The following is a 23,190-nucleotide window of genomic DNA, read 5'->3' as shown; positions in this document are numbered from 1 at the left end:
TCATCGGCATCTCACTGATCCGTTCTCTCTCCGCGGGCGGCCTCTTTCATGCCACCTCCTTGTAAGTCAGGTGTTGAAGGAGATGACGAGGGGTTTGTCGAACAGGCGCGCCCAGGCTTGCGTGCTTGCGCGCTGGATGGCGACAATAGGGGTTCCTTTGGTCCACCATCCATTGCCGGCGGCAACAATGACATCCGGATGATACAGCATGGACTGGAGGACAGGCCATATGATCAGTTGCTCATAGCAGATCAGTGGTGCTAGCCGATGGTCGGCAACCGTCACCGTCGGATTTGCGAAGAGATGCGCCTGCGCGCCGCCACTCTGACCAAGCAGGGGGCGCCAGGGTTGCCACATCGAACCTGGAACCGGCATGCGCTCTTGATAAAGGAGTTGCGCACCATTACCGGAGATCGCAATCAGAACGTTGTCGTATCCGCCCGAATTGACAACTGAGGCGCCGGCGATAACGGATATGTCCGTTCCCTCCAGAGCTTTTACCCACAGGCGCTCCGTGGTCGGTGTCCAAGAGCCGAGGGCGCTTTCGGGCAACACGATCCGACGGCTGCCGCCAGATACTCGATCCTTCACCGTGGCAATCAGATCACGGTGGCGCTGCAGACTGATGTCGCGGCCGAGCGAAGCGCCCAAATCGAGATCGACGCCCTGCCATGCTTCCGGTAGGGCCGGCACGGTCCAGACTGCGGCGGACCAAAGCCACAGACCTGAAAGGGCGATGACGATAGCTGGCCAAGCACGGGTTACAAGGCCGATGAGGCCGGCTGTCCCGGCGACCAATCCCCACCATCCCCATCCTGGAAACAGTACACCCGTGGCTGTGATCGGATGTGCCCAACCGGTGATGCCGAATGGTGGAATTGTCATAAGTACGGACGCAGCAAGATAACGAAATGGCCGCGTAGAGCCGCATCTCGTCCAGAATACTGTGTGGACGCCGATAAAGCTCAGCGATGCGCAGAGCCAGAGCAACAGGCCCGGCAAGAGATCGGAGACGTAGAAGGTCGCGACACCTTGGGGTAATCCCCGAGAGGCCGCCAGGAAATAGCCAGCCGCGACAAACGCGGCAATCAACCGCGTTCGCGCAAGCATCCAGAGAATTGGAAACCCGAAAGTGACCGGAAGAAGCAGAACGTGGCCACTCCATCCTACCACTCCGACGATGATAGAAGCGGGAATCGGGAGGGTGGACTGAAGTTGGTCAAGGCGCATAGGTGAGCACCTGTTGCGCCAGGCCGACGATGCCGGAAGCTGGCAGGGGGCCGAAATAACGGGAGTCATAGGAACTCCTGAACGCTGAATAGACAAAAACGCTTCCCGCCGGCACGACACCGCCGGGAAATGGCGTCATTGGTCGACCCGCGCCGTCCCGCTCAGTGAGGTCGGAAAATGGGACCGGGCGCCCGTCGATCGTCACGTGCGCACCGATTTCGACATGCTGCCCGGCTACAGCGATGATTGTCTTGATGAGCGGAGCGATCGCGCCCGGGCAGGATCCAACGCGGAGATACCCTCGCGCGCGCCCCTCCCGTATTGCCGCCGTAAGCGGGGGGCAAATGAAAACGAGATCCCCGCGAGCTGCCGGGCGATCGAGCGCCACGATACGCCAGAGGCCGAGGGGTTCGCTCGGTGTCAAGTTGATGCGAAAGCCGCCGACGATTGCGGCAGCAACACCGCCGCTAGCGACGGATGCCGCCAGGGCCAAGAGCACGACTGCATGGGTCCTTTGAGCGCTTCGCGTACCGAACGCAAACACGGGTGTTTTCATTTTAGCGAGAGCCCCTGGCTCTTCGTCTGACGCATGGTCTCCGCGTGCTTCAGCGCCTCGGTCGTACGCTCATGAGCGGCGAGTTGCTGCACCGTCCGCATCAAACTCCATGCCGCTTGAACCTCTGCCTTCTGCCCTGCCGTCATTCCCGACGTGACGGCATTGAAGGTCTGTCCAATGGGGTCCTTTGCAGCAAGCGACAGGAAGATTCGCTCGCCGAACCGCTCCGATACCGCCTTGGCGAAACCCTCCAGTTCCGCCTTCATCATTTTGTCGGCAAGTGCATATTCGAGGCCGGCGGGCAGGTCGTTGCGGTCGATCGCATCGCGAACGCGCTCGAGGATCTGCTTTGCACCTTGCGACAGCGCGGGAATATCGATCGAGACCTTCAGACGGAGAGCGCGTTCTTCGACCTCGAATTTGCGCTCCGCCTCCGCCCGCTGGCGCAAATAGCGCTCCAAATTACGGGCCAACGCCGGCGCATTCGTTTGTGCCTTTTCTCGCTCCTGTCTGTCGGCGTGGCTGGCGAGTATCCCGGTCTTGCCCTTGAGCGCGCCGAAGCGTTCAGGCTCCGATCCGATCCTAGCCAACGTGGATTTCGCAATGCTCTCGTCCTTCAGCATCGCGTCGACGTTGACGGCCTTGAACCCGCTTTCCGGCTGGGCGTAGACGAGGTGGAAGCGGGTCGAGACCTCCTCCCATTGCTTCTTCAAGCCGGGGTCGGCGGCAAGCCGGTCTTCGACGGCCTGTTCCAGGGATTTTGGGAACGTGGTGATGCCCGATACCATTGGTTTTGCCTCCTTGATCCTGTGCGATTGAGTGGTCTTGGCCGCGCCGGCGAACAGACCAAGCCTGCCGGCGATCGTCGCCAGACGTGCGCCAAGCTCGGCGAGCTTCGACTTTTGCCGGACGGTCCATTCGAGCCGGTCGCGAACGACCGTGCGTGCGACGTTAACGAGGTGAAGGCCACGGGCGTCGGCGAAGCGAAGGGCTTGGGCGTAGAAGCGGCCGCTCGCATAATCGAGCGTCGTTTCCTTGGCTTGTCCGCGCGACAGGATCGAGATCAGGCCGCCCGCCTTGGCGAAGGATCGGCGGCCGTAATAGAAGCTAAGGTCCTCGCGATGACGGGTCATGGCAACGTAGGTGAGATGGCGATCGAGCGACAAGGACGCCAGGACCTTCACCCGATCCACGGTGGCGCCCTGGCTCTTATGGATCGTGATGGCATAGCCGTGATCGAGATTGGCGTAGAAGCGTTGTTCGACCGTGACCTGGCGGCGGTGTTCGCCTTCTCCGACTTCCGCGACGATACGCCCCGGCGCCGCTTCAACGACCTTCGCCAGCATGCCGTTCTTGACGCCGAGCGAACCCTCGTTCTTCAAGAACACGATCTGGTCGCCGGCTGCGAATTTCCGGTGACCGTCTTCGGTCCGGAAGGCGAAACCCTCGGCTACGAGGCCGCGTTCAATAAGCTTTGCGCGGGTCATGTCGTTGAGCATGCGGACGTCACGACGCAAGTGCGCAAGAATGAGGCTCGACGTTTGCGGATCGTAGTCGCGGTTCCAATCGGCAATCAGCGCCTGCACGGCATCGGCCTTGAGATCGGCTTCACTGATGCGGCCCTGGGCGCGATAGGCTTCGACCGCTTTGCCGATATTGCCGCGGGCGAGATCGAGCGACGCCTCGCGCATCCACTGTTCGCGCTGGCGATAGATGGTTTCGAGCTCGGCATAGCCGATCCGATCGGCAATGGCGCGGAAGGCAGCGCCGGCTTCGATCGGCTGAAGCTGTTCCGGATCTCCGACAAGCACCAGTTTGGCGCCGGACTTGGTCGCCGCTTCGACGAATAGTGCCATCTGCCGCGACGACACCATACCCGCTTCATCGAGAACGAATACGGTCCTGTCGTCCAGCTGATTGCGGCCTTGGTTCCAGCGCAGTTCCCAGGATGACAGCGTGCGGGAGACAATGCCGGCTTCCTTCACCAGGCCCTCAGCCGCCTTGCCCGCAAGCGCCCCACCGACGACGCGATAGCCGGCGGCTTCCCAGGCCTCACGCGCGGCTTTCATCATCGTCGTCTTGCCGGCGCCGGCGCGCCCGATCACCGCGCCGATGCGCTCACCGCCGATAACATGGGCGATCGCCGTCCTCTGCTCGTCCGACAGGCGCAGATGATGGGCAAAGGTGGCTTCGCGCACGGCGTCCGCAACGCCGTGGGAGGAGCGTTGAGACAGCCAGATCGCCCGGTTGGCCAGTTCCGCTTCGAGCCGGATGAGCTCCCGTGTCGTGTATCTTGCCGGTACGCGTTGTCCGCTCGAAAATTCGATCCGCTCACGCTCGAGCCGGAGCGTGTCCGAGCTCTGCAGGATTCTTGCCATCAGGCTTTGGAAGAGGCCGGCGTCGTCAATGTAGCGGTGGAGGATCTTGGCAACGTCACGTTCGTCGAAGACGCTCTTCTCCCGGGTGATCAGGTCGAGCACCAGCTCGGGACGGCGCCGGATGCGCCGGGCGTTTTCCGCCCGGCGCTCCTCCTGCAGCTCCAGCCGCTCCAGCGAAGGGAGCCGCTCGGCTTCCGCCGACTTCCGCTCGATCGCCTTGGCGCCGACACCGAGGTGGATAGTCGGCGTCAGATCGATCCCCTGCTTCTCGAAGGAACGGCCGTCGACGCGGAGATCGAGGCCGGCACGCGCCAGATGCCGGTTCTGACAGGCAAACCAGCCGTCGCGAAAGGCGTTGAAATCGTCGAGGCTACCGGCCCAGAGTTGATAGACGATCTTGCTGGCATCGTTGCGCACCGGCTTGCCGTCAGGGCCGGTCACTGCGATCTTCTTGGCGCCGAACCCGTCTTCGGCAAGTGGCCGGAGCGTCGTCATCAGGTGCACATGCGGGTTGCCGGGCGCATCGTGATAGACCCAGTCCGCCACCATCCCGTTCGATGTGATGTGCCGCTCGACGAAATCCCTCACCAGCTCGATGTTCTGCGCGGTCGAGAGTTCCACCGGCAGCGCAATGGTCACGTCCTTGGCGAGCTGGGCATCGACACGCTTCTCGAAAGTTTCGACGCTATTCCAGAAGGCTTCGGAGGCCCCGGAGACGGAGCGATCGGCGATCATCGCCCGCAGCCAATTCGGTGCATCGGCCGGGATGACGAACTCTTCATGCAGCAGGCCCTGCTTGCGCGTGTAGTCGATCGTGCGGGCTTCGCGCTCGTACTCCATCTTCGCGCAATGCCGGTAGGCCGCAGACAGCACAGCGCTGCGGCCGGAACCGCGGGCTACGATGCTGACGGAGAAATGAGGGACGGCCACGGCGGAGTTCTTTCCCGATTGCGAGCAAAATCAACATGTTCGGCAGCGAGTCCGGCCCCGCCAGGCGCTCTCAAAAAACGTCGCGTCAGCGACGTATAATTGCGCCCTTCGGATGCCGCTCTTGTCGAGCGGCCGGGATCATCCACGAAAGCATCGCGCTTGGCGATTGTAGGATTCACAGTAGTGCGTTGCGCACCGACATCCGGAAGATGGGGTCCGAAAGACAAGTTTTCGCACCCAAGGAGACCTCCGGACATGAAGAAACCATCCTCGAAAATCCGCGAAGAAATCGCCAGGCTCCAGGAGCAGTTGAAGCTCGCGGAGACCCGAGAGGCCGAACGCATCGGCCGCATCGCGCTCAAAGTCGGGCTCGGTGAGATCGAGATCGATGAGGGTGAACTGCAGGCAGCATTCGAGGATCTGGCGAAACGCTTTCGCGGAGGCAAGGCCCGTTCGACCGGAGGGAAGGGGGCAGCCGGCGCAGGGGAGGGCAGCACGCCCCCCGCGCAGAACCCGCCTGGCGCGGCTGAGGGCAGGACTGGCGAGGCTTGAGCGGATGCGAAGATCCACGACATCAGATGCCCGCAAGAAGGACACACGCGAAAAGATCGAGCTCGGCGGCCTGATCGTCAAGGCGGGGCTGCGCTACGAGAAGCGCGCGCTGCTGCTCGGGCTCCTCATCGATGCCGCCGCGCGGCTAAAGGGAGACGCACAGGAGCGCTCACGGCTCGCCGCGCTCGGTGCTGAAGCTTTCGGAGAGAGAGATGACTAGGATGCTGCTGTTCGTTGCGCCCTGCACGTTGATGATGCTGACGGCCATCGGCATGACCGGGATCGAAGACTGGCTTGCCCAGTTCGGCAAGAGCGATGCCGCCCGGCAGATGCTTGGTCGAGCTGGTATCGCGCTGCCCTATGTCGCCGCGTCCGTCGTCGGTATTGTCTTTCTGTTTGCGAGCGCGGGCTCCGTGCGGATCAGGACCGCAGGATGGGGCGTTGTCACAGGATCCATTGCGACGCTCGTCATTGCGGCCCTGCGCGAGGCATCGAGGCTCTCCGCGTTTCTCGGACAAGTCCCGACCGGCAAATCCATCTTCAACTATCTCGATCCCGCAACGGCGATCGGGGCCGCCGCAGTGCTGATGTCGGCGCTGTTCGGCACCCGTGTGGCGATTGCCGGCAACGCCGCGTTCGCCAGGGCCGAGCCGAAGCGCATCGTTGGAAAACGGGCGCTGCACGGCGAGGCCGACTGGATGAAACTGGCTCATGCCGAAAAGCTGTTTGCCGAGAGCGGCGGCATCGTCATCGGCGAGCGCTACCGGGTCGACCGGGATAGCTGCGCGGCACAATCGGTCCGCGCCGACAGTCCCGAGACCTGGGGAGCAGGCGGTAAGTCGCCGCTGCTTTGCTTCGACGGTTCGTTCGGATCGTCGCACGGTATTGTCTTCGCCGGATCCGGCGGCTTTAAGACGACGTCTGTCACGATCCCGACCGCGCTCAAATGGGGCGGTGCGCTCGTCGTCCTCGATCCGTCGAACGAGGTCGCGCCAATGGTGTCGAAGCACCGTGGCGATGCCAACCGCGACGTCTTCGTGCTCGATCCGAAATACTCAGAAATCGGCTTCAATGCGCTCGATTGGATCGGCCGGTTCGGCGGAACGAAGGAGGAGGATATCGCCTCCGTCGCATCGTGGATCATGAGCGACAGCGGTGGGGCGCGTGGGGTTCGCGACGATTTCTTCCGCACCTCGGCTTTGCAATTGCTCACCGCACTGATTGCCGACGTTTGCCTGTCGGGCCACACGGCGGAAAGCGACCAGACGCTGCGGCAAGTGCGCAAGAATCTTTCCGAGCCGGAACCCCAGCTGCGCCAGCGGCTGCAGGAAATCTATGACGATTCAAATTCGGATTTCGTGAAGGAAAATGTCGCGGCCTTCGTCAACATGACGCCGGAAACCTTCTCGGGCGTTTATGCCAATGCGGTCAAGGAAACGCACTGGCTATCCTACCCGAACTACGCCGCCCTGGTCTCTGGCAAGACCTTTACGACGGGTGATCTTGCAGACGGAAAGACGGACGTGTTCATCAACGTCGATCTCAAGACGTTGGAGACCCATGCGGGCTTGGCGCGCGTCATCATCGGTTCGTTTCTGAACGCGATCTACAACCGCAATGGCGAGATGCCGGGCAGGGCGCTCTTCCTTCTCGATGAGGTGGCACGCCTCGGCTACATGCGCATCCTGGAAACCGCGCGCGACGCCGGCCGCAAATATGGGATCACGCTGACCATGATCTACCAGTCGATCGGCCAGATGCGCGAAACCTATGGCGGCCGCGATGCGGCCAGCAAATGGTTCGAAAGCGCGAGCTGGATTTCATTCGCTGCGATCAACGATCCGGAGACCGCCGACTACATCTCGCGCCGCTGCGGCATGACGACCGTCGAGATCGATCAGGTCAGCCGCAGTGTCCAATCGAAAGGATCGTCGCGCACGCGATCGAAGCAACTCGCCGCCCGGCCGTTGATCCAGCCGCATGAGGTGCTGCGCATGCGTGCCGACGAGCAGATCGTTTTCACGGCCGGAAACGCGCCGCTCCGGTGTGGGCGCGCAATCTGGTTTAGGCGTGAGGACATGAAGGCATGTGTGAAGCCGAACGCGTTCTTCCGCGATAGCGCGGACAATCCGTAAGATCGGTCAAGTCGCATCGGCGGGCGGCTCGTCCAGCAGCCCATCGAAGACTACGAGCAGCGCGTTGGTAATGGCCTACCCCAGAGCATCGCCTGCAGCACGGAGATCGTCCTCCGTGCCGTCACGCGCGGCCTGGGCAAGCTCGAAGCCCTGCTCGCCGACAATCTGTTTCGCGACTTCGATTGCCCAGAGACCGAAGTCGCCGCAGCTTCCAATTTGAACCGTATCGTCGATGATCAACCTTTGGATATTTCCGCGCCCATAAACGCGGTTGCGACAAATGACAGTATATGAGCCATAGCGCAACGCCGAATACCGCCTTCCGCCGCTCTTCAAGAACCCTAGAGCAAAGGACAACTTGCGTTTCGTTTGCCAGCTTGAAACCTATCCGATCGGCCGGCGCGCAGCGCAGCGAGCAAGGCCGATCGACAATAATGAAGAGTATCGGAGAAATCAGCGTGAGCGTCCGCCCGAGGGCGGGATTTCGGGAATTCTCGTCGTGCGAGGAGCGGGAAATAACGCAGCCGCAGGAGCCTCAATATAGTGGCCCACCGGGGAGGCGGGACCGACTGCGTCCCGCTCTCGCACTCCGCCCGATATTCAGCAGGCCGTAAAGACAGATGAAACCGGGTTCGACATAGATTGATGCAAACAGCCGAGGACGGGCAGTTGTCGAATTTGGTGCCGTTGAGACCGCAGCGCAAATCCGCCAGCGGGAACGATCGATATCGGCCGCAGCGAAAATTCCGAACGGGACAGAACGGCCCGCGCAAGTTGCTGATGGCGGTCATCTCAGCCATCATCATTGGAGCGGGGAGTTGGCTTGCATACGGCGGCGCTGGCGATCTCTCCCGCGTGCTGGCTCTCGCCAAGATACCTTCCACGGATACGTCGTCGGCCGCATTTTTAATGTGCGGCGAGAGCGTGCGGACGAACTGCGTCGTCGATGGCGATACGTTCTGGTTCAAGGGAGAAAAAAATCCGCATTGTTGATATCGACCGCCGGAACTCAGCCTACCGCGCTGCGAGGCGGAACGGATCAAGGGCGAGGCAGCGAAGGCGCGCCTATTGGCGCTTTTGAACGCCGGCAAGTTCTCGTTGTCAGCAGGCTTGCGGCACGAGGACAAGTACGGCCGCAAACTCCGAACCGTCACGCGGGAAGGGCGCTCGCTCGGCGACCGCCTCATCGATGAAGGTCTTGCCCGCCGCTGCGATGGCGCAAGACACGGATGGTGTGGGTAACCAACTGCGAGAGGATCGTCACCCGGATGAGCGGAGACCGATTCGGGCACCGTGAGCGTCGCGATTAGAGCCGTGCGCCGCAGGCGTCTCGCCCAAAGACCGTCGGCTTTGCACGTTTAATCGACCGAGACCCGAATTCTATCTGTTGATGGTCACGTTAGCGCGTTCGTGACCCGCGATAGTAAAAGCGCTCGACCAGCGCAGCACCCAGAACCGGCAGCAGCGCCAAAACCGCAAGCTGGAACATCCCATCGAGGCTGAAAAGAATGGACACGGCGATCGCAACGATGGCGCCCAACAGTGCGCCGATGACATAGGAAAGATAGCCTTTCATGTGACATCCTCATGCTGTTCCCGATCCATGGTCTTCCCGGAGGTGAAATCCGGGCGAAGAGAGAAACCTGCGCCAGCGCACACCTGAAAGAGTCGAAGCTCCCTGAAATAGACTCCTCTCATTTTATATTCGAGGTCCGGCGGCAGTCGAAGACATTCATTGTGCCCAGCCCAGCCTCGAGGGAAACCCCGCGCAATTGGTTTAAGTTCCCTATTGATGGTCGCCAGCCGCACGAACGGCATTAGGCAAGTCCGCGCAAGCCCATGGTGTCCGGTCGCATATCATCAGCGATATGAATCGATCCTTGCCGACCGATTCATAAGTCTCGTTGGACGCGATTCCCGGCATAGGCGATTCTGATCTCATGATCGCCCAACCGTACCATCTCTATGTCGAACGCTCTGACGCCGCCAGAAACATGGCGCGCTACTACGCTATGTCGATCGAGCCGAATCTGTTCGGTGACATTTGTCTGCTCAGGAAGTGGGGCCGCATTGGCACGAAGGGTCAGACGATGGTCCACCATTTCGGGCGGGAGGAGGAAGCAGTCGAACTGTTTCTCGATCTGCTGCGACGGAAACGAAAACGCGGCTATCGCCCGCGATCTGTCGTGCCAACATGAGAATGGCCCGCCGAAGCGGGCCGTTTTGCCTCATCGGCGCCGGTTCCAGTCGGTCTCGAAGCACACCTCGGTCTCGACGAAGAACGGGATCTTAACGCCGAGTTTCAGGCCAAGCTTGCCCTTACGGAAGAAGTGGCTGATCACCTTGCCGAGGGCGAGGAGCCGGCGGCCGGTCGCGGCGAGGAACTGAGCGAGTTGTTGCATGATGGATCTCCTTGTCGATTGCGTCATTTGCGGGGATCGACGGCAGACCGGAAAGGAGGATTGCACCTGGCAAGGCCGAAACGGATGTGGAGGACCTGGCGGCGGCTGAATTTTGATGCGCGAGGAGCCGCGGAATGCGGCGGGGAAAATTCCGGCGGCGCCAGGTCGCGGCCGGCCGGACGGACGGGCTGCAATATCCCGGATGAGAGATGACAGCTTGTCGACGAGGACAGTGGAACGGATCGCTTTGCTGCGATCGAAAACTCGCGAATGCCCTCACGGAGAGACGGCTCTCGCTGCCCCTCGGACATTGAGATCGTACAAAGGCTCCTCAGGAGCCTGCACACCTCGCGTCGACGATACACGCCGCATGAATGGCGATGCCTGTTTCCTGGCGGATATCCCTGATGATCGCTGCCAGCGACCCGAGCTCGGTCTCGCACAGCGCGACCATTTCTGGATAGTCGATTTCGACTCCGTCGCAATCTGCCGACAATGCGTTCGTCCAATCGCTACCGTTGATGCGGTATTCGTTCGTGTCGAAATCGATCTCAAGCTCATCTAGCAGATTGATGGTGAAGCGCCCGAACATCTCGTTCTCACCTTCGAGCCGATACGCGGCATATTCATCGTCGCCGGCAAGAACGCTCCGCTCCAATGCCATGATGGTGCGGAGGCAAGCGTGAGCCGCATCGAGCCCTTCGATGAGTCGGTCATGGAGGGCTCGCGAGAACTCGGTATCGCAGCCGAAGCGGTTTGTAAGCACGACGAGCCGGAAACCGGCAAGCTTGGTGTAGAGAACAAGGTTCTGATCGGTGGTCATAATGTGATCTCCTTCGTTGATGACGGAGATCGGCCGCTCCGTGGCAAAGAGGGGTCAAGGACCGCGGACCGCGGCTCGCAAGCGGGGAAACCGATTTTTCCAAAGCGCGGCGGAAAAATTGGAGGAGACCGCGCCGTTCTTGATGCCGGATTTGCTGGAGTAAAATAGGACGGGAGAGAGAGAAGAGACCCGCGAGCCAGGAGGAGCCGCGACCGTGTCCGGCGTGAGCCGGCGGACCGGCTAATACAGCAGAATGAGAGCCGCCTCAAAAAGGCGGCTCGGCGTCGATCGCACCGTCCTGTTCGGCAAGCGTCATGGCCAGATCTGCCTGGGCAAGTTCAAGCTCGCCCTCGATCTGGCGGCGCTCGGCGGCATCGCAGGCGTCCTTCAATTCCATCCGCAGTTCTTCAATGTGCTGCTCGATCGTCATCGTCTCATCTCCTTGAGTTCGTGAAAGACGAGACGGCGGGGCGGGAAGAGATGACGGGGTCAAGGAGCGCGGCAGCGACCGGCGGAGCCGGTGGGTGGGGGTGCCGATTTTGTTGGAGCTGAGGGCACCGGAGCGAAGACAAAATTGGGGGCACCGCTCGTCCTTTGACGCCGGCATTTCCTCCCGGCACAGATACTCCATCTGAGCAGACAATAGTTCCTCTCCGTATCGCACCGAAAAAGCCGGCGACAGGCTCGATGCCTGCCGCCGGCTTGTCTCTATCGCCGGTTTGGCCCCGCCTTGGCGGCGGGGCCTTGTCCGGGTCTCAGTCGCGGTTGGGGCGGGACCAGATCAGCTGGTAGCCGTCCTCGCCCTCGACCTCGGTCAGCGTTGCGTAGATCGGGGCGGGGAAGCTCGGATCGTCGAGCTTGACCGAGAGGTAGTCGCGGTCCTGCTCGGAGCGCTTCTGCCAGGCCGCACCCAGCTCGACATTGCCCGCGTAGATGCGGAAGTGCGGGCCCTTGTCGGAGGGGTTTTCGATGCGGGCGATGCGGGCCTTGACGTTGAGGGCGAGCGTGCGGATCGAGCCGTTGAAGCCGGTTTCGGAGGTGGTGAAGGTGCCGATGGTTGCCATTGTCGTATTCCTTTGCTGTTTCGGGCCGCGCCCATCGCGGCCTCGATGGCTGTCGCAAGGATCGGGGACGATCGGTCCGCACCTGAAAGGCCGGAATGGAATGGAGGGCGGCCAGGAGAAACTTTGTTGTTCCGCGAGGAATGGGCGCATTGCGCGCAGGGGAAGAAAGTTTTGCAGGGGCGTTGCGGGGAGGCGATCGAGGCGAAGCCGGTCTTCGATCAGACATGCCTCATCGAGCCCGCGAATGGAGCGCCGCTGCCCCTGGGAAATGGACGTGGCAATGACGGCCGCGCACAGTTGGGCCATAGCTCTGATCTCGGCGCATCGGCGGGCCAATCACTCCGGCTTTAATTCAGGCCGTACCAGGTCCCGCGACCCGCTCCATGAAGGGTCAGATGCCCCTGCTCGGTCAACGCCCGAAGATGATCCTTGACGGTGTTGCGGCTTGCGCCTGTGGCCTTGGCCGCGTCCATCACCGTAACGCGCCCGCGCTCACGCGCCAGTTCGAGGATCGAGACCGACAACTCCGGCAGCTCGCCCACCAGGAGGCGTTCACGTTCGATCTTACGCTCGAGCCGCTGCTTCTGGCGCTGCAGGCTCCGGAGGAAAAACTCGACCCACGGATTCCAGTCCTGTTGATCTGTCCGGATCGTACCCTGCGTTCGACGAAGCGCGAGGTAATAGGCTTCCTTGTTCTGCTCGACAACGCTTTCGAGAGAGCTGTATGGCACGTAGGTATAGCCCGCCCGAAGGAGCAGCAAAGTGGTCAAGGCTCGCGACAGGCGGCCATTGCCGTCCTGGAAAGGATGAATTTCCAGAAAGACCACCACGAAGACAGCGACGATGAGGAGAGGGTGAAACGTCCCATCCTTCTCCTGGGCCTGTTGCCAGGACACCAGTTCCGACATCCGGCCCGGCGTATCAAAGGGAGATGCTGTCGCGAAGACGACGCCCAGGCTTCGTCCATCTTCGTCGAAGGCTTCGACGTTGTTGGCAAGGGTTTTCCAGTTTCCCCTGTGTCGCTCATCCTTGGTCGAGTGAGCGAGTAGATCGCGATGGAGTTGTCGGATGTGATTTTCATTAAGCGGGATCGTGTCGAAGGCGGAGAAGATCGTTTCCATTACCTCGGCATAGCCTGCGACCTCCTGTTCGTCTCGGCTGGTGAACGAGCCGATCCGGAGGTTCGAGAGCAACCTTTCGACTTCTCGGTCGCTTAGCTTTGCGCCTTCGATACGGGTCGAAGAGCCGATGCTTTCGATCGTAGCAACACGGCGCAAACTGGAGAGCCGGTCCGGCGCGATACGACCGAGCGCTCGCCATGCACCTTTGAATTCGTCGATCTCGGCGATCAACGACAGGATCTCAGGCGTGATACGCAATTTCGCGAGATCGAGGGCCGTCATCCATTATCCCATCCGTTTCCATCCGAATGGGATATGACATACCGGGCTCCATTTTTCCATCCATTTTCATCCAATGAGGAAGAGCGGCGGAAAAAGTCAGAGCGCGGGAAAGGCCCCGCCTTGGCGGCGGGGCCTTGTCCGGGTCTCAGTCGCGGTTGGGGCGGGACCAGATCAGCTGGTAGCCGTCCTCGCCCTCGACCTCGGTCAGCGTTGCGTAGATCGGGGCGGGGAAGCTCGGATCGTCGAGCTTGACCGAGAGGTAGTCGCGGTCCTGCTCGGAGCGCTTCTGCCAGGCCGCACCCAGCTCGACATTGCCCGCGTAGATGCGGAAGTGCGGGCCCTTGTCGGAGGGGTTTTCGATGCGGGCGATGCGGGCCTTGACGTTGAGGGCGAGCGTGCGGATCGAGCCGTTGAAGCCGGTTTCGGAGGTGGTGAAGGTGCCGATGGTTGCCATTGTCGTATTCCTTTGCTGTTTCGGGCCGCGCCCATCGCGGCCTCGATGGCTGTCGCAAGGATCGGGGACGATCGGTCCGCACCTGAAAGGCCGGAATGGAATGGAGGGCGGCCAGGAGAAACTTTGTTGTTCCGCGAGGAATGGGCGCATTGCGCGCAGGGGAAGAAAGTTTTGCAGGGGCGTTGCGGGGAGGCGATCGAGGCGAAGCCGGTCTTCGATCAGACATGCCTCATCGAGCCCGCGAAGGACGTGGCTTGGCTCAGCGGCGGAAGGGATATGGCGATGGCAGCTGCGCCCCCGACTGCCTGCCGGTCCCTGCAACGGCGGTCCCGCTGCCCCGTCCACATGTCAAAAATCAAACATCCGGGAACAGCCGAACAAGGGCATTGCGTTGGCCGTTCTTCGGACTATCGTCGTGCGCGCGAATCGTCGCCTGGAGGATCTCTGCGTCAGCAGACAAAGGCATTTACCATCGAAATCAGCCGTCCCGGAAGCTCAACCGATCGACCGCAGCACCTCGATCTGGTGCAAACTGGACCTTATTGCTGATCGTGACACGCCGACCGCGACCGAAGGCCGAGAGTTGCCGGCCGCTAGCGAGGCCAACGACCGGCGCTGACAAGTCTTCATGCATCAAGGCGCTCGTCGGCTGCGTCGGGTTGCAGCGAATGCAGGAACGTTACGGCCCGTTGCGCACGCGCCGCCGCCTGGAAGATCGCCCGTCTGTCGTCGGTCAGGAGCTTGAGCCAGGAGTTGAGGTAGGACGCGTGACCGGGGCGGGGCTCGAGCTCGGGAACAATCCCGAGGTCGGCGCACAGGAAGCAACTGCCGAGCTCCGCAATCAATTCCTCGCGGGCTCGCTCGGATTTGTCTTTGGCATAGCGGCTGAGGTCGCGACCGAGGCGGTGCGCCGGCGCCGTCCAATGCACTTTATGCCGATATCGGCATAATGTCCATTATGCCGTAAGCCGCATTATGCCGCATGGCCGATATTAAGGGCGGAGGCCCCTCCAATTGGTCATGCGGCGGTTCGGCATAATCAGAGCGATTCTAGGAACGCGAGCAGTTCATCGTTGGGTCGATATCGTCCTGGATGGGCTTCCGGTCTGGTGACTTGAGAGAGAGCCTTCTCCTTCAACCGCATGTCGGCGTGGATATAGATCTGTGTCGTTTCCACGGATTCGTGCCCGAGCCAAAGCGCGATCACGGATTGGTCGACGCCATGATGGAGCAGTTCCATCGCGGTGCTATGCCGCAAGGTGTGCGGTGTAACCCGTTTGCTTGCGAGGCTCGGACATGCTCGGGATGCCGTGAGGCAATGCTTGCGCACCAGATGTTCCAACGCATCACGACTGAGCCGCTCACCGCGGATCGAAGGGAATACGGGACTGTCGCTGTCACGGCGCTCCCCAATCCAACCCTGGATCAGCTTTGCCGTATCGCGACGAAGAGGCGTACTGCGTTCTTTTCGCCCCTTACCGAGGCAACGGATGTGAGCGCCTGCGCCAAGGAACACGTCCGTGCACCGCAGACTGATCAGTTCGGATGCTCGCAATCCGGTCTGAAGTGCAAGCAACAGCAGAGCGTGATCACGCCGCCCCACCCACGTCGTTCGATCCGGCGCGGCCAGCAGCGCCGCTATTTCCTCTGCGTCAAGGAACGTCACGCTTCGCTTCACGTATCGCTTGCTTGGCATCGAGAGAATGCGCTGGCAATGGAGAAGCCAGGTCGGATCGGTCATCGCGACATATCGGAAGAATGACCGGATGGCGGCAAGGCGCGTATTGCGGGTTCGTGCCGTGTTACCGCGCGCCGTTTCAACATGGGTCAGGAACTCGGCGACAAGATCGGCGTCGAGATCTTCGATCGTCAGCTTCGTGGGCGGCTTTCCACACCGTGAACTAGCGTAGCGTATCAGCAGCCGCAATGTGTCCCGGTAGCCGGCGATGGTATGGTGGCTTGCCTCCATCTGTGTGCAGAGCCGGTCTGTGAAGAAGCGTTGGATGAGGGCAGGGAAGCTGGCCGCCTTCATTGCTCCCCCTCCGCCGCAAACGTAATCCGGGCGGAGGCCAATTCCAGCAATTCCGGGACTGCTTCCAGATACCAATAGGTATTGGCCGGGCTCTCGTGACCGAGCCAGGTCGTGAGTTTGATCATCTCGCGCCCGACATCTTGGCCTGAACGATACCAGTTCAGCATCGTCCGAACCGCGAAGCTGTGGCGAAGGTCGTGGATGCGCGGCCCGCGTCCATGGCGCCGGTAGTCCTGCCTGGGCCTCAAACCGATCTGCTGGCAAACCAGCGCGAAGTTGTAGCGTGCGCCGCAATCGCCGAGACGATCGCCCTTGCACGTGACAAACATGGCCTCTGAGCCGCGCCCCAACAGCCGGTCCCGCTCACGCCCATAGCGTTCGAGCTGCCGCACGACCGTTCGATCCAAGGGCAACATTCGTTCCTTGCCGAGCTTCCCGAAGCGGACACGAAGGACGCCGGTCTCAATATCAAGATCAGACTGGTCGAGACGCAGGGCTTCGTTAATCCGAAGCCCTGTCACGGCGATCAGGCCGAAGAGCGTCGAACAGGTGAGACCGCGCATGCCGTACACCGATGGCAACGTTCGGGCTTGCTCGACTATCGCAAGGATTTCGGCGTCGCTGTAGATGTGTGGATGAACCCGTTGGACATGAGCGGGCACCAACCCTTGGGGTGGAACCTCGTGCCGCGGATCCATGCCGTGTAGCCAGAGGGCAAATTGACGTGCCACCCGGAAGCGAGCGCCCCGGGTGGCGGCACTGGCGGCGGGGAGGCTCTCCAGCCAGCGCGTGATCAACCTGGTATCGACATATTCCGCGCCATCCTTGTCGGCAAAGGCGGTGAAGCGACGTAATATGCGTTCGTCCGTACTCAGGTCGGCGCCCAGCCGTCTTCTGATGCGAAGGTAGCGGTGCTGTTCGGCAAGGAATCTCATTGTGCTGCCTCCGCGATCGGCCAAGGCTGGGCGATGGAGCGCAATCCATCCGTGTCGAGCTTCGCATAGATCATCGTCGTAGCGCGCGATCGATGTCGCAACAGATCGCCGATCTCCTCTAGCGAAGCACCGGACCGCACTAGGTTCGTCGCAAGGCTGTGACGAAGGACATGCGATCCGACATAGGGTGTCGGCGGTTTGACCCCGGTTGCCGCAAACGCTTCCCGCAAGATCGAGTTGATGATCTGGCTATCCTTGAATGGACGGTTCGGCGCCCGGTGGCTCACGAACAGCGTCCGGGTTGTCGTCGAAGTCCGCTCCTCGCGCAAATACCTGCTGATCGCCTCGCCCACGTCTGGCGGGATCGGCAGCCGGTCATGGCGTTGACCTTTTCCGCGAACCAGAATCTCACCGGCTCGCCAGTCGATGTCATCGAGCTGGACTGCCATAACCTCTGGCGCGCGCATGCCGAGCCTCGCCATCAACAGCAACATAGCGTAGTCGCGGGCGCCTCGCCGCGGATTGGTCGCGACCGATGCCAGCACGGCCTCCACTTCATCGGGCGACAGATATCGCGGAAGTCTCGCGCCCCAAGGCTTGTGTACCTTGGGTACACAGAGCGAGAGGTTAGTGGTGGTGAGCCCCTGGGCGAACAGATACTGGAAGAAGCCGCGCAGATGCGAGGACAATGTCTTATCCCGGTAGGGCGTCTTGCGCGCAACAACATGCTCCATGAACGCAACGACGTCGCCCGCATTTAGCGCAGCAAGATCGAGCATGCCGTCTCCGAAGCGATGAGCCAGAAAGCGGGCCGCGAACCCCTGCACGTGCTTGGCGGACCGTGTGCTGAGACCACGTTGCCGCAGAAGGTAAAACTCGAGTTCGCTGAGAAGCTCTTTGCGTTCGGCTTGAGCAGCAGTGAGCCGCGGGCGTGTCGCCACGCCGATTTCGATCAGGTGCTGGACGAACAGCCTCGCAAGGTTGGGAACCTTGATTTGGCTCTTCGGTGTCGTCGGCAGCCGCTGACCCAATTCGACCGCAAGCTCTGTCGTCAAACCTGACGGCGCAACTCCCTCGTCTTCAAGCAGTTGGCCAAAGCGCCGCAGGAGATAACGATAATTCTCCACAGTGGCAGGCTTGTAGTTCTTGGCGGAGAGACTTTCCTCGAAAGAGGCGAGGTACGGCTCAAGGCAGGTAAACCGGTTGGGTATTTCCATCATTGTGCTCCGGGTTGGTGGAGCAACAATTTTGTTCAAAAACCTCTACATCAATTCGATACCGGCCTTTGCTGACCTGCTGGCATACATGACGGGTCGCGTTGATTACGGCAAGCCAGGAGCGCCGCAAGAGGATGGTTTGGCACATGTCGGCAGGGAAGAGATATCGATGTTGACAGAGTAGGACAATTGACCTAATCACCGAACTAGGACAAATGACCTAATCCGAGGGGAAAGTTTCATGATAGCCGATCTCTTCAATACCTTTCAGCTAAGCGATTTGCCGCTGTCCAATCGCATGGTGATGGCGCCGATGACGCGCAACCGTGCCGATGGTGGCGGCAATGTGACGCCGATGATGGTTACGCACTACCGGCAGCGAGCCACTGCTGGACTGATCATTTCAGAGTCCACCACTGTTTCCGCAGAAGCCATCGGCTATCCCTGCACGCCCGGCCTTTTCGCCGATACGCATGTGACCAGCTGGCTTCACCTGACCAACGCGGTGCACTCCTCCGGGGGGCGCATTTTCGTGCAACTGCAACACTGCGGCCGGGTTTCCCATCCTAGCCTCCAGCCGGAAGAAGCTTCCCCGGTCGCGCCATCGCCGGTTCGTCCAGCCGGCAAGGCAGTCACATACGCCGGGATGCAGGATTTTGTGACGCCGCGCGAACTGATGCTCGCGGAGATTCCAGGTCTCGTCGCTCAGTTTCGACATGCCGCGGAGTTGGCAAAGCGTGCGGGATTCGATGGGGTCGAGATTCACGGAGCGAACGGATACCTGATCGACCAGTTCCTGCGCGACGGCAGCAACCGGCGAGGTGACGCGTACGGCGGCAGTGTCGGCAACCGCATGCGATTGCTGAATGAGATCCTCGACGCCGTCAGTGAAGTTTGGCCCATAGGGAGAATTGGTGTGCGTCTGACACCAGAAAACAGCTTCAACGACATGGTCGATTCCGACCCGCAAGCTCATTTCGAATACATCATCCGGGAGCTTGGCGCTCGAGGGCTTGCATACGTCCACGTGCTACAAGGGGACATGTCAGCAAAATCGTCTGTGGTTGACTATCGCGCTCTTCGGGCGTGTTTCGCTGGCACATATATCGCGAACAACGGTTATGACCTAGCCCGCGCAAAGCAGGCAATCGCAAATGGCGAAGCCGATCTCGTGGCATTCGGCCTGCCCTTCCTTGCCAACCCTGATCTCGTACGGCGTTATCGGCAGGGATTGCCGTTGAATACGGCTGACCCGGCGACTTTCTATGGTGGGGACGACGCCGGATATACTGACTATCCGTTCTTCACGGGCGAAGAGGCCTCTGCTGCCTAAGGCGTCCGAAGAACAACAGGAGGCACTGCGATGGCCAATCGGGCGACACGTGAACAGATCGTCGGCGTAGCGGACGATCTGTTCTACCGCAGGGGATTTGATCACACGTCCTTTGCAGACATTGCCGAGCTGGTGAAGATTTCTCGAGGCAATTTCTATCATCATTTCAAAACGAAGGACGACATTCTCGAAGCGGTGATCCAGAAACGCCTGGCTGATCGCAATGCTATGCTGGAGCGATGGGAGATAGAGGGCAAGACACCTGTAGAGCGGATCAGCAGCTTCATCGATATCCTGATTGTGAATGGGGATAAGATCAAACTGTATGGATGCCCGATCGGGACCTTAACGAGCGAGCTTGCGAAGCTGAACCATCCAGCGCAGCCAGACGCCGGCAGATTGTTCATGCTGTTTCGGACATGGCTTCGCCGTCAGTTCGTAACACTCGGTCGAGAAGCCGATGCGGATGTGCTTGCCATGCATCTTCTCTCCCGGAGCCAGGGCGCAGCGACCCTTTTCAATGCATTCCAGGATCAAGACTTCGCTCAGCGCGAGGTCGATCAGATGAAGGACTGGTTGAAGGATATCGCTGCCGAGGCGTCAAAACCGACCGGGGATAAGCTGCCTCGAACAAAACCGCTCGACGCGTCATAGCGCGGCAAGCGCCTTTCTCATTCCATCACAGCTCAAGAAACGGGACAGTTCATGTTTATCGTATTTCTCAGGTTTTCCGACAACAAGCCGCAGGCCTCTCAATTCCTTGAGGGACACAATGCCTGGATCAAGAGAGGCTTCGATAGCGGAACTTTTCTGCTTGCAGGCAGCCTGCAGCCGAACGCGGGAGGGACACTCCTCGCCCACAACATTGATCGGATAAGCCTTGAGGCGCTGGTTCAAGAGGATCCTTTCGTGGCTGAGCATGTGGTGAGCGCCGAGATCCACGAAGTCACGCCAGGCCGGCTTGATGAACGGCTTATGTTCCTGAAAGGGTAATTGATGAGCGGAACTGTCCTGGGTCATGACGGGCGGCCGCGCTGCCGCTGGTGCGCGGCCGCACCGGAGTTTCTTCATTACCATGACGTCGAATGGGGCTTTCCGGTCTCCGACGATTTTCGTCTTTTCGAAAAACTCTGCCTCGAAAGTTTTCAGTCGGGCTTGAGCTGGCGCACGATCCTTGCCAAGCGCGAGAACTTCAGGTCTGCCTTCTGTGCTTTCGATTTCAACCGCATCGCGCAATTCGATGGTTCCGACGTCGAGCGACTCTTGAAGGACGAGGGCATCGTCCGCCATCGCGGCAAAATCAATGCTGTCATCAACAACGCGAAGCGAGCGCAAGAGCTTGTCAAGGCCGAGGGCTCTCTCGCCACCTACATCTGGCGCTTCGAGCCGCGACGGGAAGATTGCGCCGAGCCGCAGACTGCATCGACTTCCGCGGCTTCAATTTCGCTATCGAAAGATCTGAAAAGGCGTGGTTGGTCCTTCGTAGGGCCAACCACCGTCTATGCATTCATGCAGGCGATGGGGCTCATCAATGACCACGTCTCGGGATGCGAGATCGGGGCCTCGGTCGAAGAAGCGAGAGCGGAGTTCATCGCCCAGCGTAGCCGACGGAAAGCAAACAGGCAGCAATTATGCCGACCATCAAGGCGGAGTTGGCGTTTAATTCCAATGCCGTTCTCATCAGATTCGGCATAATCCGGCTTACGGCATAATGGGTGACTTCATGACTCAAGGTCGCGTAGTAGCTTGCCGCATCCTTGAAGTTCTCAAATGGTGGCATCTGAATGAGATCGGCGCCCGGCGAGAAGAAGGCCTGGTTGCCGCCGTGGCGAATTGAAGCACCGGTATTGCGGAAGAACTGATCCGCATGCCCGACGCGATCGACCGGATCGACAACCGGCACCAGCCGCTGATGGTACTGCTCGGGAAGTCCCTCGATCTGTTCGACGTTGAATACGCTATACGCCTTTAAGAAAGGGATTTCCCGCTCGACCTCGCCGCCGCTCGCGTCGGTTTCGGACTTGGTGAAACGACTGGCGAATACGACGGTCGTGCCCGTCTCGCCTTTACGGACTGCGGCGCCCAGTTCGAGGGACTGCTTGAACGTCATCCATCTGGATGACGTATACCCCCGTGCGACACCCTCCGACCATAAAAGCAGCACGTTGACGCCAGAATAGGGTTGCCCATTGTAACGCAGCGGCCGGGTAATGCGGCCTGCCGTGTTCGCCGAATTCCATGGTTTCATCCACGGCCGCACGCCCTTCGCCAGGTCTTCGATGATCTTGTCGGTGATACGGCTGTAGAGATCGACCCGCCGATTTTCTGTGTTGCTCATATCCAAACCTCCGTTTCAAGGTCGCGCTCGTCGCGGCCCGTTGCGGAGGGCGAAAGCAGGAGCAGAACAGCCGACGGATGCACCGGAACAGCCGCAACGAAGTGGAGGACGGCGAAGCCGTTGCGTCCGTAGGCGGCTCCTGCAGACCCGCCGAAGGAACGGGCCGCGACGGGCGTGCCATCGGCTTCATTTCCTTTTCCCTGCTGGCCGGGTTGGGGAAACGACAACAGGCCGGCCCCGCCCTGGAACCGGCCGACTGGAGTTAGTGGAAAAGGCGGGGCCGGAGCCCCGGAGTGGCTAGTCGAAGGCGGAGATCTGCGCTTCGGCAGCCTTGCGATTGAGCGAGTGGCCCGGCTGTTCGACGGGGCGGTCGAACGGTTTCCAGGTCTCGCCGATCACCTGGGCATAGGCGGCGACGGCGCCTTCGGCCGCCATCCTGAGCGAATGGGCCTGTATGCCCATGTCGGCGGCGAATTCCCGTTTGCGCTGGGCGGCGCTGTCATAGCCAACGGGACCGTCCAGGTCCTCGTCACGGGCATCGTTGGCGGCCTTGGCGGTGGCATCGCGGGCCTCGGTGACCGCGCGACTGTAGAACTGGCCGGCGCCGTGGGCCGAGCCGACGTAGGCACCGACGATCCGCTGCAGGTGGATATGCATGGCCTTGTCGCCAAGCCCATCGCCCAGCGCATCGGCGGTTTCGATGACCAGCCGTTCGTGCAGGTCGCGGATGCCATCGCTGTCGATGACCGCGGTGCCGAAACTCTCGGCGATCTTCAGCGCCTGGCTGGTGTCGGGGCATGTCAGCCGGACCATCTCGATGGTGGCACCCTTGCGCAGCTGCACGACGCGGGCGGATTGGCGAGATGAGGTTGCGGGCTTGGCCATGATCGTTTCCTTTCGAGGTCTTCCGAAGTCGTGCCGGCCCCATGCCGGCTTGCCCTTTGGTGCGGTCACCCCGAACCGGCGGAAAGACGGGCGCTTCAGGGTCCGGCCCCACCTGGACGAGCGGAGCCGGTTTGCGTGCGAAGGGGGCAAGGTGCCCTCGATGAAGCACGCGAACCTGCTCCGAGAAGGACGGCGGGGTCCGGCCGCGCCGCGGCGCGATAGCGGCCTTGAAGCGCACGGACGCCGGTTCAGACCGCAGCAAAACCGAAGGGCAATCCGGCGTGGAGAGGAAGATGACGTCCTTGAAACGAAACGAGAGGCCCCCCCCCCGCAAACTCCGTCTTCCCCACGCACTGGACATGACCGCTCGGCCTACCGCTTGGCCGGCTTAGGCAGCCGTTAGGATTGCAGCCAGCTCGGACCGTGCGAGTTGCGAAGGCCGCGAAGCAGACCGCCGTCATCATGCGGCGGCCCCCCATCCGGGCGTTGTTGAGGTCGATTTCCACCGGCGGCCATGCCTGGC

Annotated in this window: 23 protein-coding genes and 5 pseudogenes; 10 read left to right on the top strand and 18 right to left on the bottom strand. The window is 60.9% G+C overall.

All coding sequences use genetic code 11. The features are described 5' to 3' along the window. Nucleotides 1-66: 66 nt before the first annotated feature. From N2601_RS32070 to traA, 3 genes are read right to left on the bottom strand one after another with little or no spacing between them, the layout of a single operon-like run. The gene (locus N2601_RS32070; RefSeq protein ID WP_260305522.1) at nt 67-1,230 is read right to left on the bottom strand and encodes a conjugal transfer protein TraB; all 1,164 of its coding nucleotides are present in this window, start codon (nt 1,228-1,230) and stop codon (nt 67-69) included. Further along, nucleotides 1,220-1,786: a conjugative transfer signal peptidase TraF gene (gene traF / locus N2601_RS32065; protein ID WP_260305521.1), complete on the bottom strand. Its 567-nt coding sequence runs from the start codon at nt 1,784-1,786 to the stop codon at nt 1,220-1,222. Before traF ends, N2601_RS32070 begins: the two co-directional genes overlap by 11 nt. Next, entirely contained in the window at nt 1,783-5,094 is a 3,312-nt protein-coding gene (traA, locus tag N2601_RS32060) for a Ti-type conjugative transfer relaxase TraA (RefSeq protein WP_260305520.1), read from the bottom strand. The genes traF and traA overlap by 4 nt, the downstream gene beginning before the upstream one ends. Before the next feature lie 255 nt (nt 5,095-5,349). On the opposite strand from traA, the gene traC reads away from it, so the two are divergent. From traC to traG, 3 genes are read left to right on the top strand one after another with little or no spacing between them, the layout of a single operon-like run. Beyond that, nucleotides 5,350-5,646, top strand: coding sequence for a conjugal transfer protein TraC (gene traC / locus N2601_RS32055; protein WP_260305518.1), 297 nt, complete (start codon nt 5,350-5,352; stop codon nt 5,644-5,646). Nucleotides 5,647-5,650: 4 nt separating this feature from the next. Continuing rightward, nucleotides 5,651-5,866: a type IV conjugative transfer system coupling protein TraD gene (traD, locus tag N2601_RS32050; protein WP_028749705.1), complete on the top strand. Its 216-nt coding sequence runs from the start codon at nt 5,651-5,653 to the stop codon at nt 5,864-5,866. Next, nucleotides 5,859-7,781: a Ti-type conjugative transfer system protein TraG gene (traG, locus tag N2601_RS32045; protein ID WP_260305517.1), complete on the top strand. Its 1,923-nt coding sequence runs from the start codon at nt 5,859-5,861 to the stop codon at nt 7,779-7,781. The genes traD and traG overlap by 8 nt, the downstream gene beginning before the upstream one ends. A 6-nt stretch (nt 7,782-7,787) precedes the next feature. Here the strand turns inward: traG and N2601_RS32040 are convergent. Continuing rightward, nucleotides 7,788-8,015: pseudogene (locus N2601_RS32040) on the bottom strand (hypothetical protein). A 564-nt stretch (nt 8,016-8,579) separates the two neighbouring features. Between N2601_RS32040 and N2601_RS32035 the strand changes: the two are divergent. Next, nucleotides 8,580-9,023, top strand: a pseudogene (locus N2601_RS32035) (thermonuclease family protein). A gap of 157 nt (nt 9,024-9,180) precedes the next feature. On the opposite strand, the gene N2601_RS32030 reads toward N2601_RS32035, so the two are convergent. Further along, nucleotides 9,181-9,357 carry a hypothetical protein gene (locus tag N2601_RS32030; protein ID WP_199773607.1) on the bottom strand — a complete coding sequence of 59 codons (177 nt, stop codon included), beginning with the start codon at nt 9,355-9,357 and terminating at the stop codon, nt 9,181-9,183. Between the two features lie 364 nt (nt 9,358-9,721). On the opposite strand from N2601_RS32030, the gene N2601_RS32025 reads away from it, so the two are divergent. After that, entirely contained in the window at nt 9,722-9,979 is a 258-nt protein-coding gene (locus tag N2601_RS32025; RefSeq protein ID WP_104825952.1) for a WGR domain-containing protein, read from the top strand. 30 nt (nt 9,980-10,009) lie between these two features. Here the strand turns inward: N2601_RS32025 and N2601_RS32020 are convergent, their stop codons facing one another. The 10 genes and pseudogenes from N2601_RS32020 to N2601_RS31975 form a co-directional block, all read right to left on the bottom strand. Next, complete coding sequence (locus N2601_RS32020) at nt 10,010-10,183, bottom strand: hypothetical protein (RefSeq protein ID WP_260305516.1); 174 nt, start codon at nt 10,181-10,183, stop codon at nt 10,010-10,012. Between the two features lie 331 nt (nt 10,184-10,514). Next, complete coding sequence (locus N2601_RS32015) at nt 10,515-11,006, bottom strand: hypothetical protein (RefSeq protein WP_260305515.1); 492 nt, start codon at nt 11,004-11,006, stop codon at nt 10,515-10,517. A 265-nt stretch (nt 11,007-11,271) separates the two neighbouring features. Then, nucleotides 11,272-11,436: a hypothetical protein gene (locus N2601_RS32010; protein ID WP_260305513.1), complete on the bottom strand. Its 165-nt coding sequence runs from the start codon at nt 11,434-11,436 to the stop codon at nt 11,272-11,274. Between the two features lie 325 nt (nt 11,437-11,761). Beyond that, nucleotides 11,762-12,070: a DUF736 domain-containing protein gene (locus N2601_RS32005; protein WP_015341939.1), complete on the bottom strand. Its 309-nt coding sequence runs from the start codon at nt 12,068-12,070 to the stop codon at nt 11,762-11,764. A 347-nt stretch (nt 12,071-12,417) separates the two neighbouring features. Next, nucleotides 12,418-13,473: a Fic family protein gene (locus N2601_RS32000; protein WP_260305512.1), complete on the bottom strand. Its 1,056-nt coding sequence runs from the start codon at nt 13,471-13,473 to the stop codon at nt 12,418-12,420. A gap of 145 nt (nt 13,474-13,618) precedes the next feature. Beyond that, nucleotides 13,619-13,927, bottom strand: a complete 309-nt coding sequence (locus N2601_RS31995) for a DUF736 domain-containing protein (RefSeq protein ID WP_015341939.1) — start codon at nt 13,925-13,927, stop codon at nt 13,619-13,621. A 626-nt stretch (nt 13,928-14,553) separates the two neighbouring features. Further along, nucleotides 14,554-14,862 (bottom strand): annotated as a pseudogene (locus N2601_RS31990) (zincin-like metallopeptidase domain-containing protein); the annotation flags it as partial. A 104-nt stretch (nt 14,863-14,966) separates the two neighbouring features. Beyond that, the gene (locus N2601_RS31985; RefSeq protein WP_260305511.1) at nt 14,967-15,959 is read right to left on the bottom strand and encodes a site-specific integrase; all 993 of its coding nucleotides are present in this window, start codon (nt 15,957-15,959) and stop codon (nt 14,967-14,969) included. Continuing rightward, on the bottom strand, nt 15,956-16,894 hold the full coding sequence (locus N2601_RS31980) for a tyrosine-type recombinase/integrase (RefSeq protein ID WP_260305510.1): 939 nt from the start codon (nt 16,892-16,894) through the stop codon (nt 15,956-15,958). Before N2601_RS31980 ends, N2601_RS31985 begins: the two co-directional genes overlap by 4 nt. After that, nucleotides 16,891-18,111, bottom strand: a complete 1,221-nt coding sequence (locus tag N2601_RS31975) for a site-specific integrase (protein WP_260305509.1) — start codon at nt 18,109-18,111, stop codon at nt 16,891-16,893. The genes N2601_RS31980 and N2601_RS31975 overlap by 4 nt, the downstream gene beginning before the upstream one ends. On the opposite strand from N2601_RS31975, the gene N2601_RS31970 reads away from it, so the two are divergent. From N2601_RS31970 to N2601_RS31950, 5 genes and pseudogenes are all read left to right on the top strand, one after another. After that, nucleotides 18,098-18,295, top strand: a complete 198-nt coding sequence (locus tag N2601_RS31970) for a hypothetical protein (RefSeq protein WP_260305508.1) — start codon at nt 18,098-18,100, stop codon at nt 18,293-18,295. The genes N2601_RS31975 and N2601_RS31970 overlap by 14 nt on opposite strands. Before the next feature lie 57 nt (nt 18,296-18,352). Then, nucleotides 18,353-19,444: an alkene reductase gene (locus N2601_RS31965; RefSeq protein WP_260305507.1), complete on the top strand. Its 1,092-nt coding sequence runs from the start codon at nt 18,353-18,355 to the stop codon at nt 19,442-19,444. Nucleotides 19,445-19,474: 30 nt separating this feature from the next. After that, nucleotides 19,475-20,098 carry a TetR/AcrR family transcriptional regulator gene (locus N2601_RS31960; protein WP_260305506.1) on the top strand — a complete coding sequence of 208 codons (624 nt, stop codon included), beginning with the start codon at nt 19,475-19,477 and terminating at the stop codon, nt 20,096-20,098. 51 nt (nt 20,099-20,149) lie between these two features. Continuing rightward, entirely contained in the window at nt 20,150-20,437 is a 288-nt protein-coding gene (locus tag N2601_RS31955) for a YciI family protein (RefSeq protein ID WP_260305505.1), read from the top strand. A 3-nt stretch (nt 20,438-20,440) separates the two neighbouring features. Then, nucleotides 20,441-21,034, top strand: a pseudogene (locus N2601_RS31950) (DNA-3-methyladenine glycosylase I); the annotation flags it as partial. A 117-nt stretch (nt 21,035-21,151) separates the two neighbouring features. Here the strand turns inward: N2601_RS31950 and N2601_RS31945 are convergent. The 3 genes and pseudogenes from N2601_RS31945 to N2601_RS31935 form a co-directional block, all read right to left on the bottom strand. Next, nucleotides 21,152-21,782: pseudogene (locus N2601_RS31945) on the bottom strand (ArdC family protein); the annotation flags it as partial. Next, nucleotides 21,779-22,009 (bottom strand): hypothetical protein, encoded by a 231-nt coding sequence (locus N2601_RS31940; RefSeq protein ID WP_260305504.1) that lies wholly within the window; start codon nt 22,007-22,009, stop codon nt 21,779-21,781. The gene N2601_RS31940 and the pseudogene N2601_RS31945, both read right to left, overlap by 4 nt. A gap of 70 nt (nt 22,010-22,079) precedes the next feature. Next, nucleotides 22,080-22,667, bottom strand: a complete 588-nt coding sequence (locus tag N2601_RS31935) for a hypothetical protein (protein ID WP_260305503.1) — start codon at nt 22,665-22,667, stop codon at nt 22,080-22,082. Nucleotides 22,668-23,190 lie beyond the last annotated feature (523 nt).

Origin of the sequence: Rhizobium sp. CB3060, assembly GCF_025200735.1 — a bacterium.
Taxonomy (GTDB): Bacteria; Pseudomonadota; Alphaproteobacteria; order Rhizobiales; family Rhizobiaceae; genus Rhizobium.
This window is presented reverse-complemented; position numbering and strand designations above follow the sequence as displayed.

Excerpts from the sequence above, each read along its gene's own strand:
- N2601_RS32025 (WP_104825952.1), top strand. The coding sequence starts at position 9,722 with ATGATCGCCCAACCGTACCATCTCTATGTCGAACGCTCTGACGCCGCC.
- N2601_RS32070 (WP_260305522.1), bottom strand. The coding sequence starts at position 1,230 with ATGCGCCTTGACCAACTTCAGTCCACCCTCCCGATTCCCGCTTCTATC.
- traC (WP_260305518.1), top strand. The coding sequence starts at position 5,350 with ATGAAGAAACCATCCTCGAAAATCCGCGAAGAAATCGCCAGGCTCCAG.
- N2601_RS31965 (WP_260305507.1), top strand. The coding sequence starts at position 18,353 with ATGATAGCCGATCTCTTCAATACCTTTCAGCTAAGCGATTTGCCGCTG.
- N2601_RS32015 (WP_260305515.1), bottom strand. The coding sequence starts at position 11,006 with ATGACCACCGATCAGAACCTTGTTCTCTACACCAAGCTTGCCGGTTTC.
- N2601_RS32010 (WP_260305513.1), bottom strand. The coding sequence starts at position 11,436 with ATGACGATCGAGCAGCACATTGAAGAACTGCGGATGGAATTGAAGGAC.
- N2601_RS31975 (WP_260305509.1), bottom strand. The coding sequence starts at position 18,111 with ATGGAAATACCCAACCGGTTTACCTGCCTTGAGCCGTACCTCGCCTCT.
- N2601_RS31955 (WP_260305505.1), top strand. The coding sequence starts at position 20,150 with ATGTTTATCGTATTTCTCAGGTTTTCCGACAACAAGCCGCAGGCCTCT.
- N2601_RS31980 (WP_260305510.1), bottom strand. The coding sequence starts at position 16,894 with ATGAGATTCCTTGCCGAACAGCACCGCTACCTTCGCATCAGAAGACGG.
- N2601_RS32005 (WP_015341939.1), bottom strand. The coding sequence starts at position 12,070 with ATGGCAACCATCGGCACCTTCACCACCTCCGAAACCGGCTTCAACGGC.
- N2601_RS31985 (WP_260305511.1), bottom strand. The coding sequence starts at position 15,959 with ATGAAGGCGGCCAGCTTCCCTGCCCTCATCCAACGCTTCTTCACAGAC.
- N2601_RS31935 (WP_260305503.1), bottom strand. The coding sequence starts at position 22,667 with ATGGCCAAGCCCGCAACCTCATCTCGCCAATCCGCCCGCGTCGTGCAG.
- N2601_RS32000 (WP_260305512.1), bottom strand. The coding sequence starts at position 13,473 with ATGACGGCCCTCGATCTCGCGAAATTGCGTATCACGCCTGAGATCCTG.
- N2601_RS32030 (WP_199773607.1), bottom strand. The coding sequence starts at position 9,357 with ATGAAAGGCTATCTTTCCTATGTCATCGGCGCACTGTTGGGCGCCATC.
- traD (WP_028749705.1), top strand. The coding sequence starts at position 5,651 with ATGCGAAGATCCACGACATCAGATGCCCGCAAGAAGGACACACGCGAA.
- N2601_RS32020 (WP_260305516.1), bottom strand. The coding sequence starts at position 10,183 with ATGCAACAACTCGCTCAGTTCCTCGCCGCGACCGGCCGCCGGCTCCTC.
- traF (WP_260305521.1), bottom strand. The coding sequence starts at position 1,786 with ATGAAAACACCCGTGTTTGCGTTCGGTACGCGAAGCGCTCAAAGGACC.
- traG (WP_260305517.1), top strand. The coding sequence starts at position 5,859 with ATGACTAGGATGCTGCTGTTCGTTGCGCCCTGCACGTTGATGATGCTG.
- N2601_RS31995 (WP_015341939.1), bottom strand. The coding sequence starts at position 13,927 with ATGGCAACCATCGGCACCTTCACCACCTCCGAAACCGGCTTCAACGGC.
- N2601_RS31960 (WP_260305506.1), top strand. The coding sequence starts at position 19,475 with ATGGCCAATCGGGCGACACGTGAACAGATCGTCGGCGTAGCGGACGAT.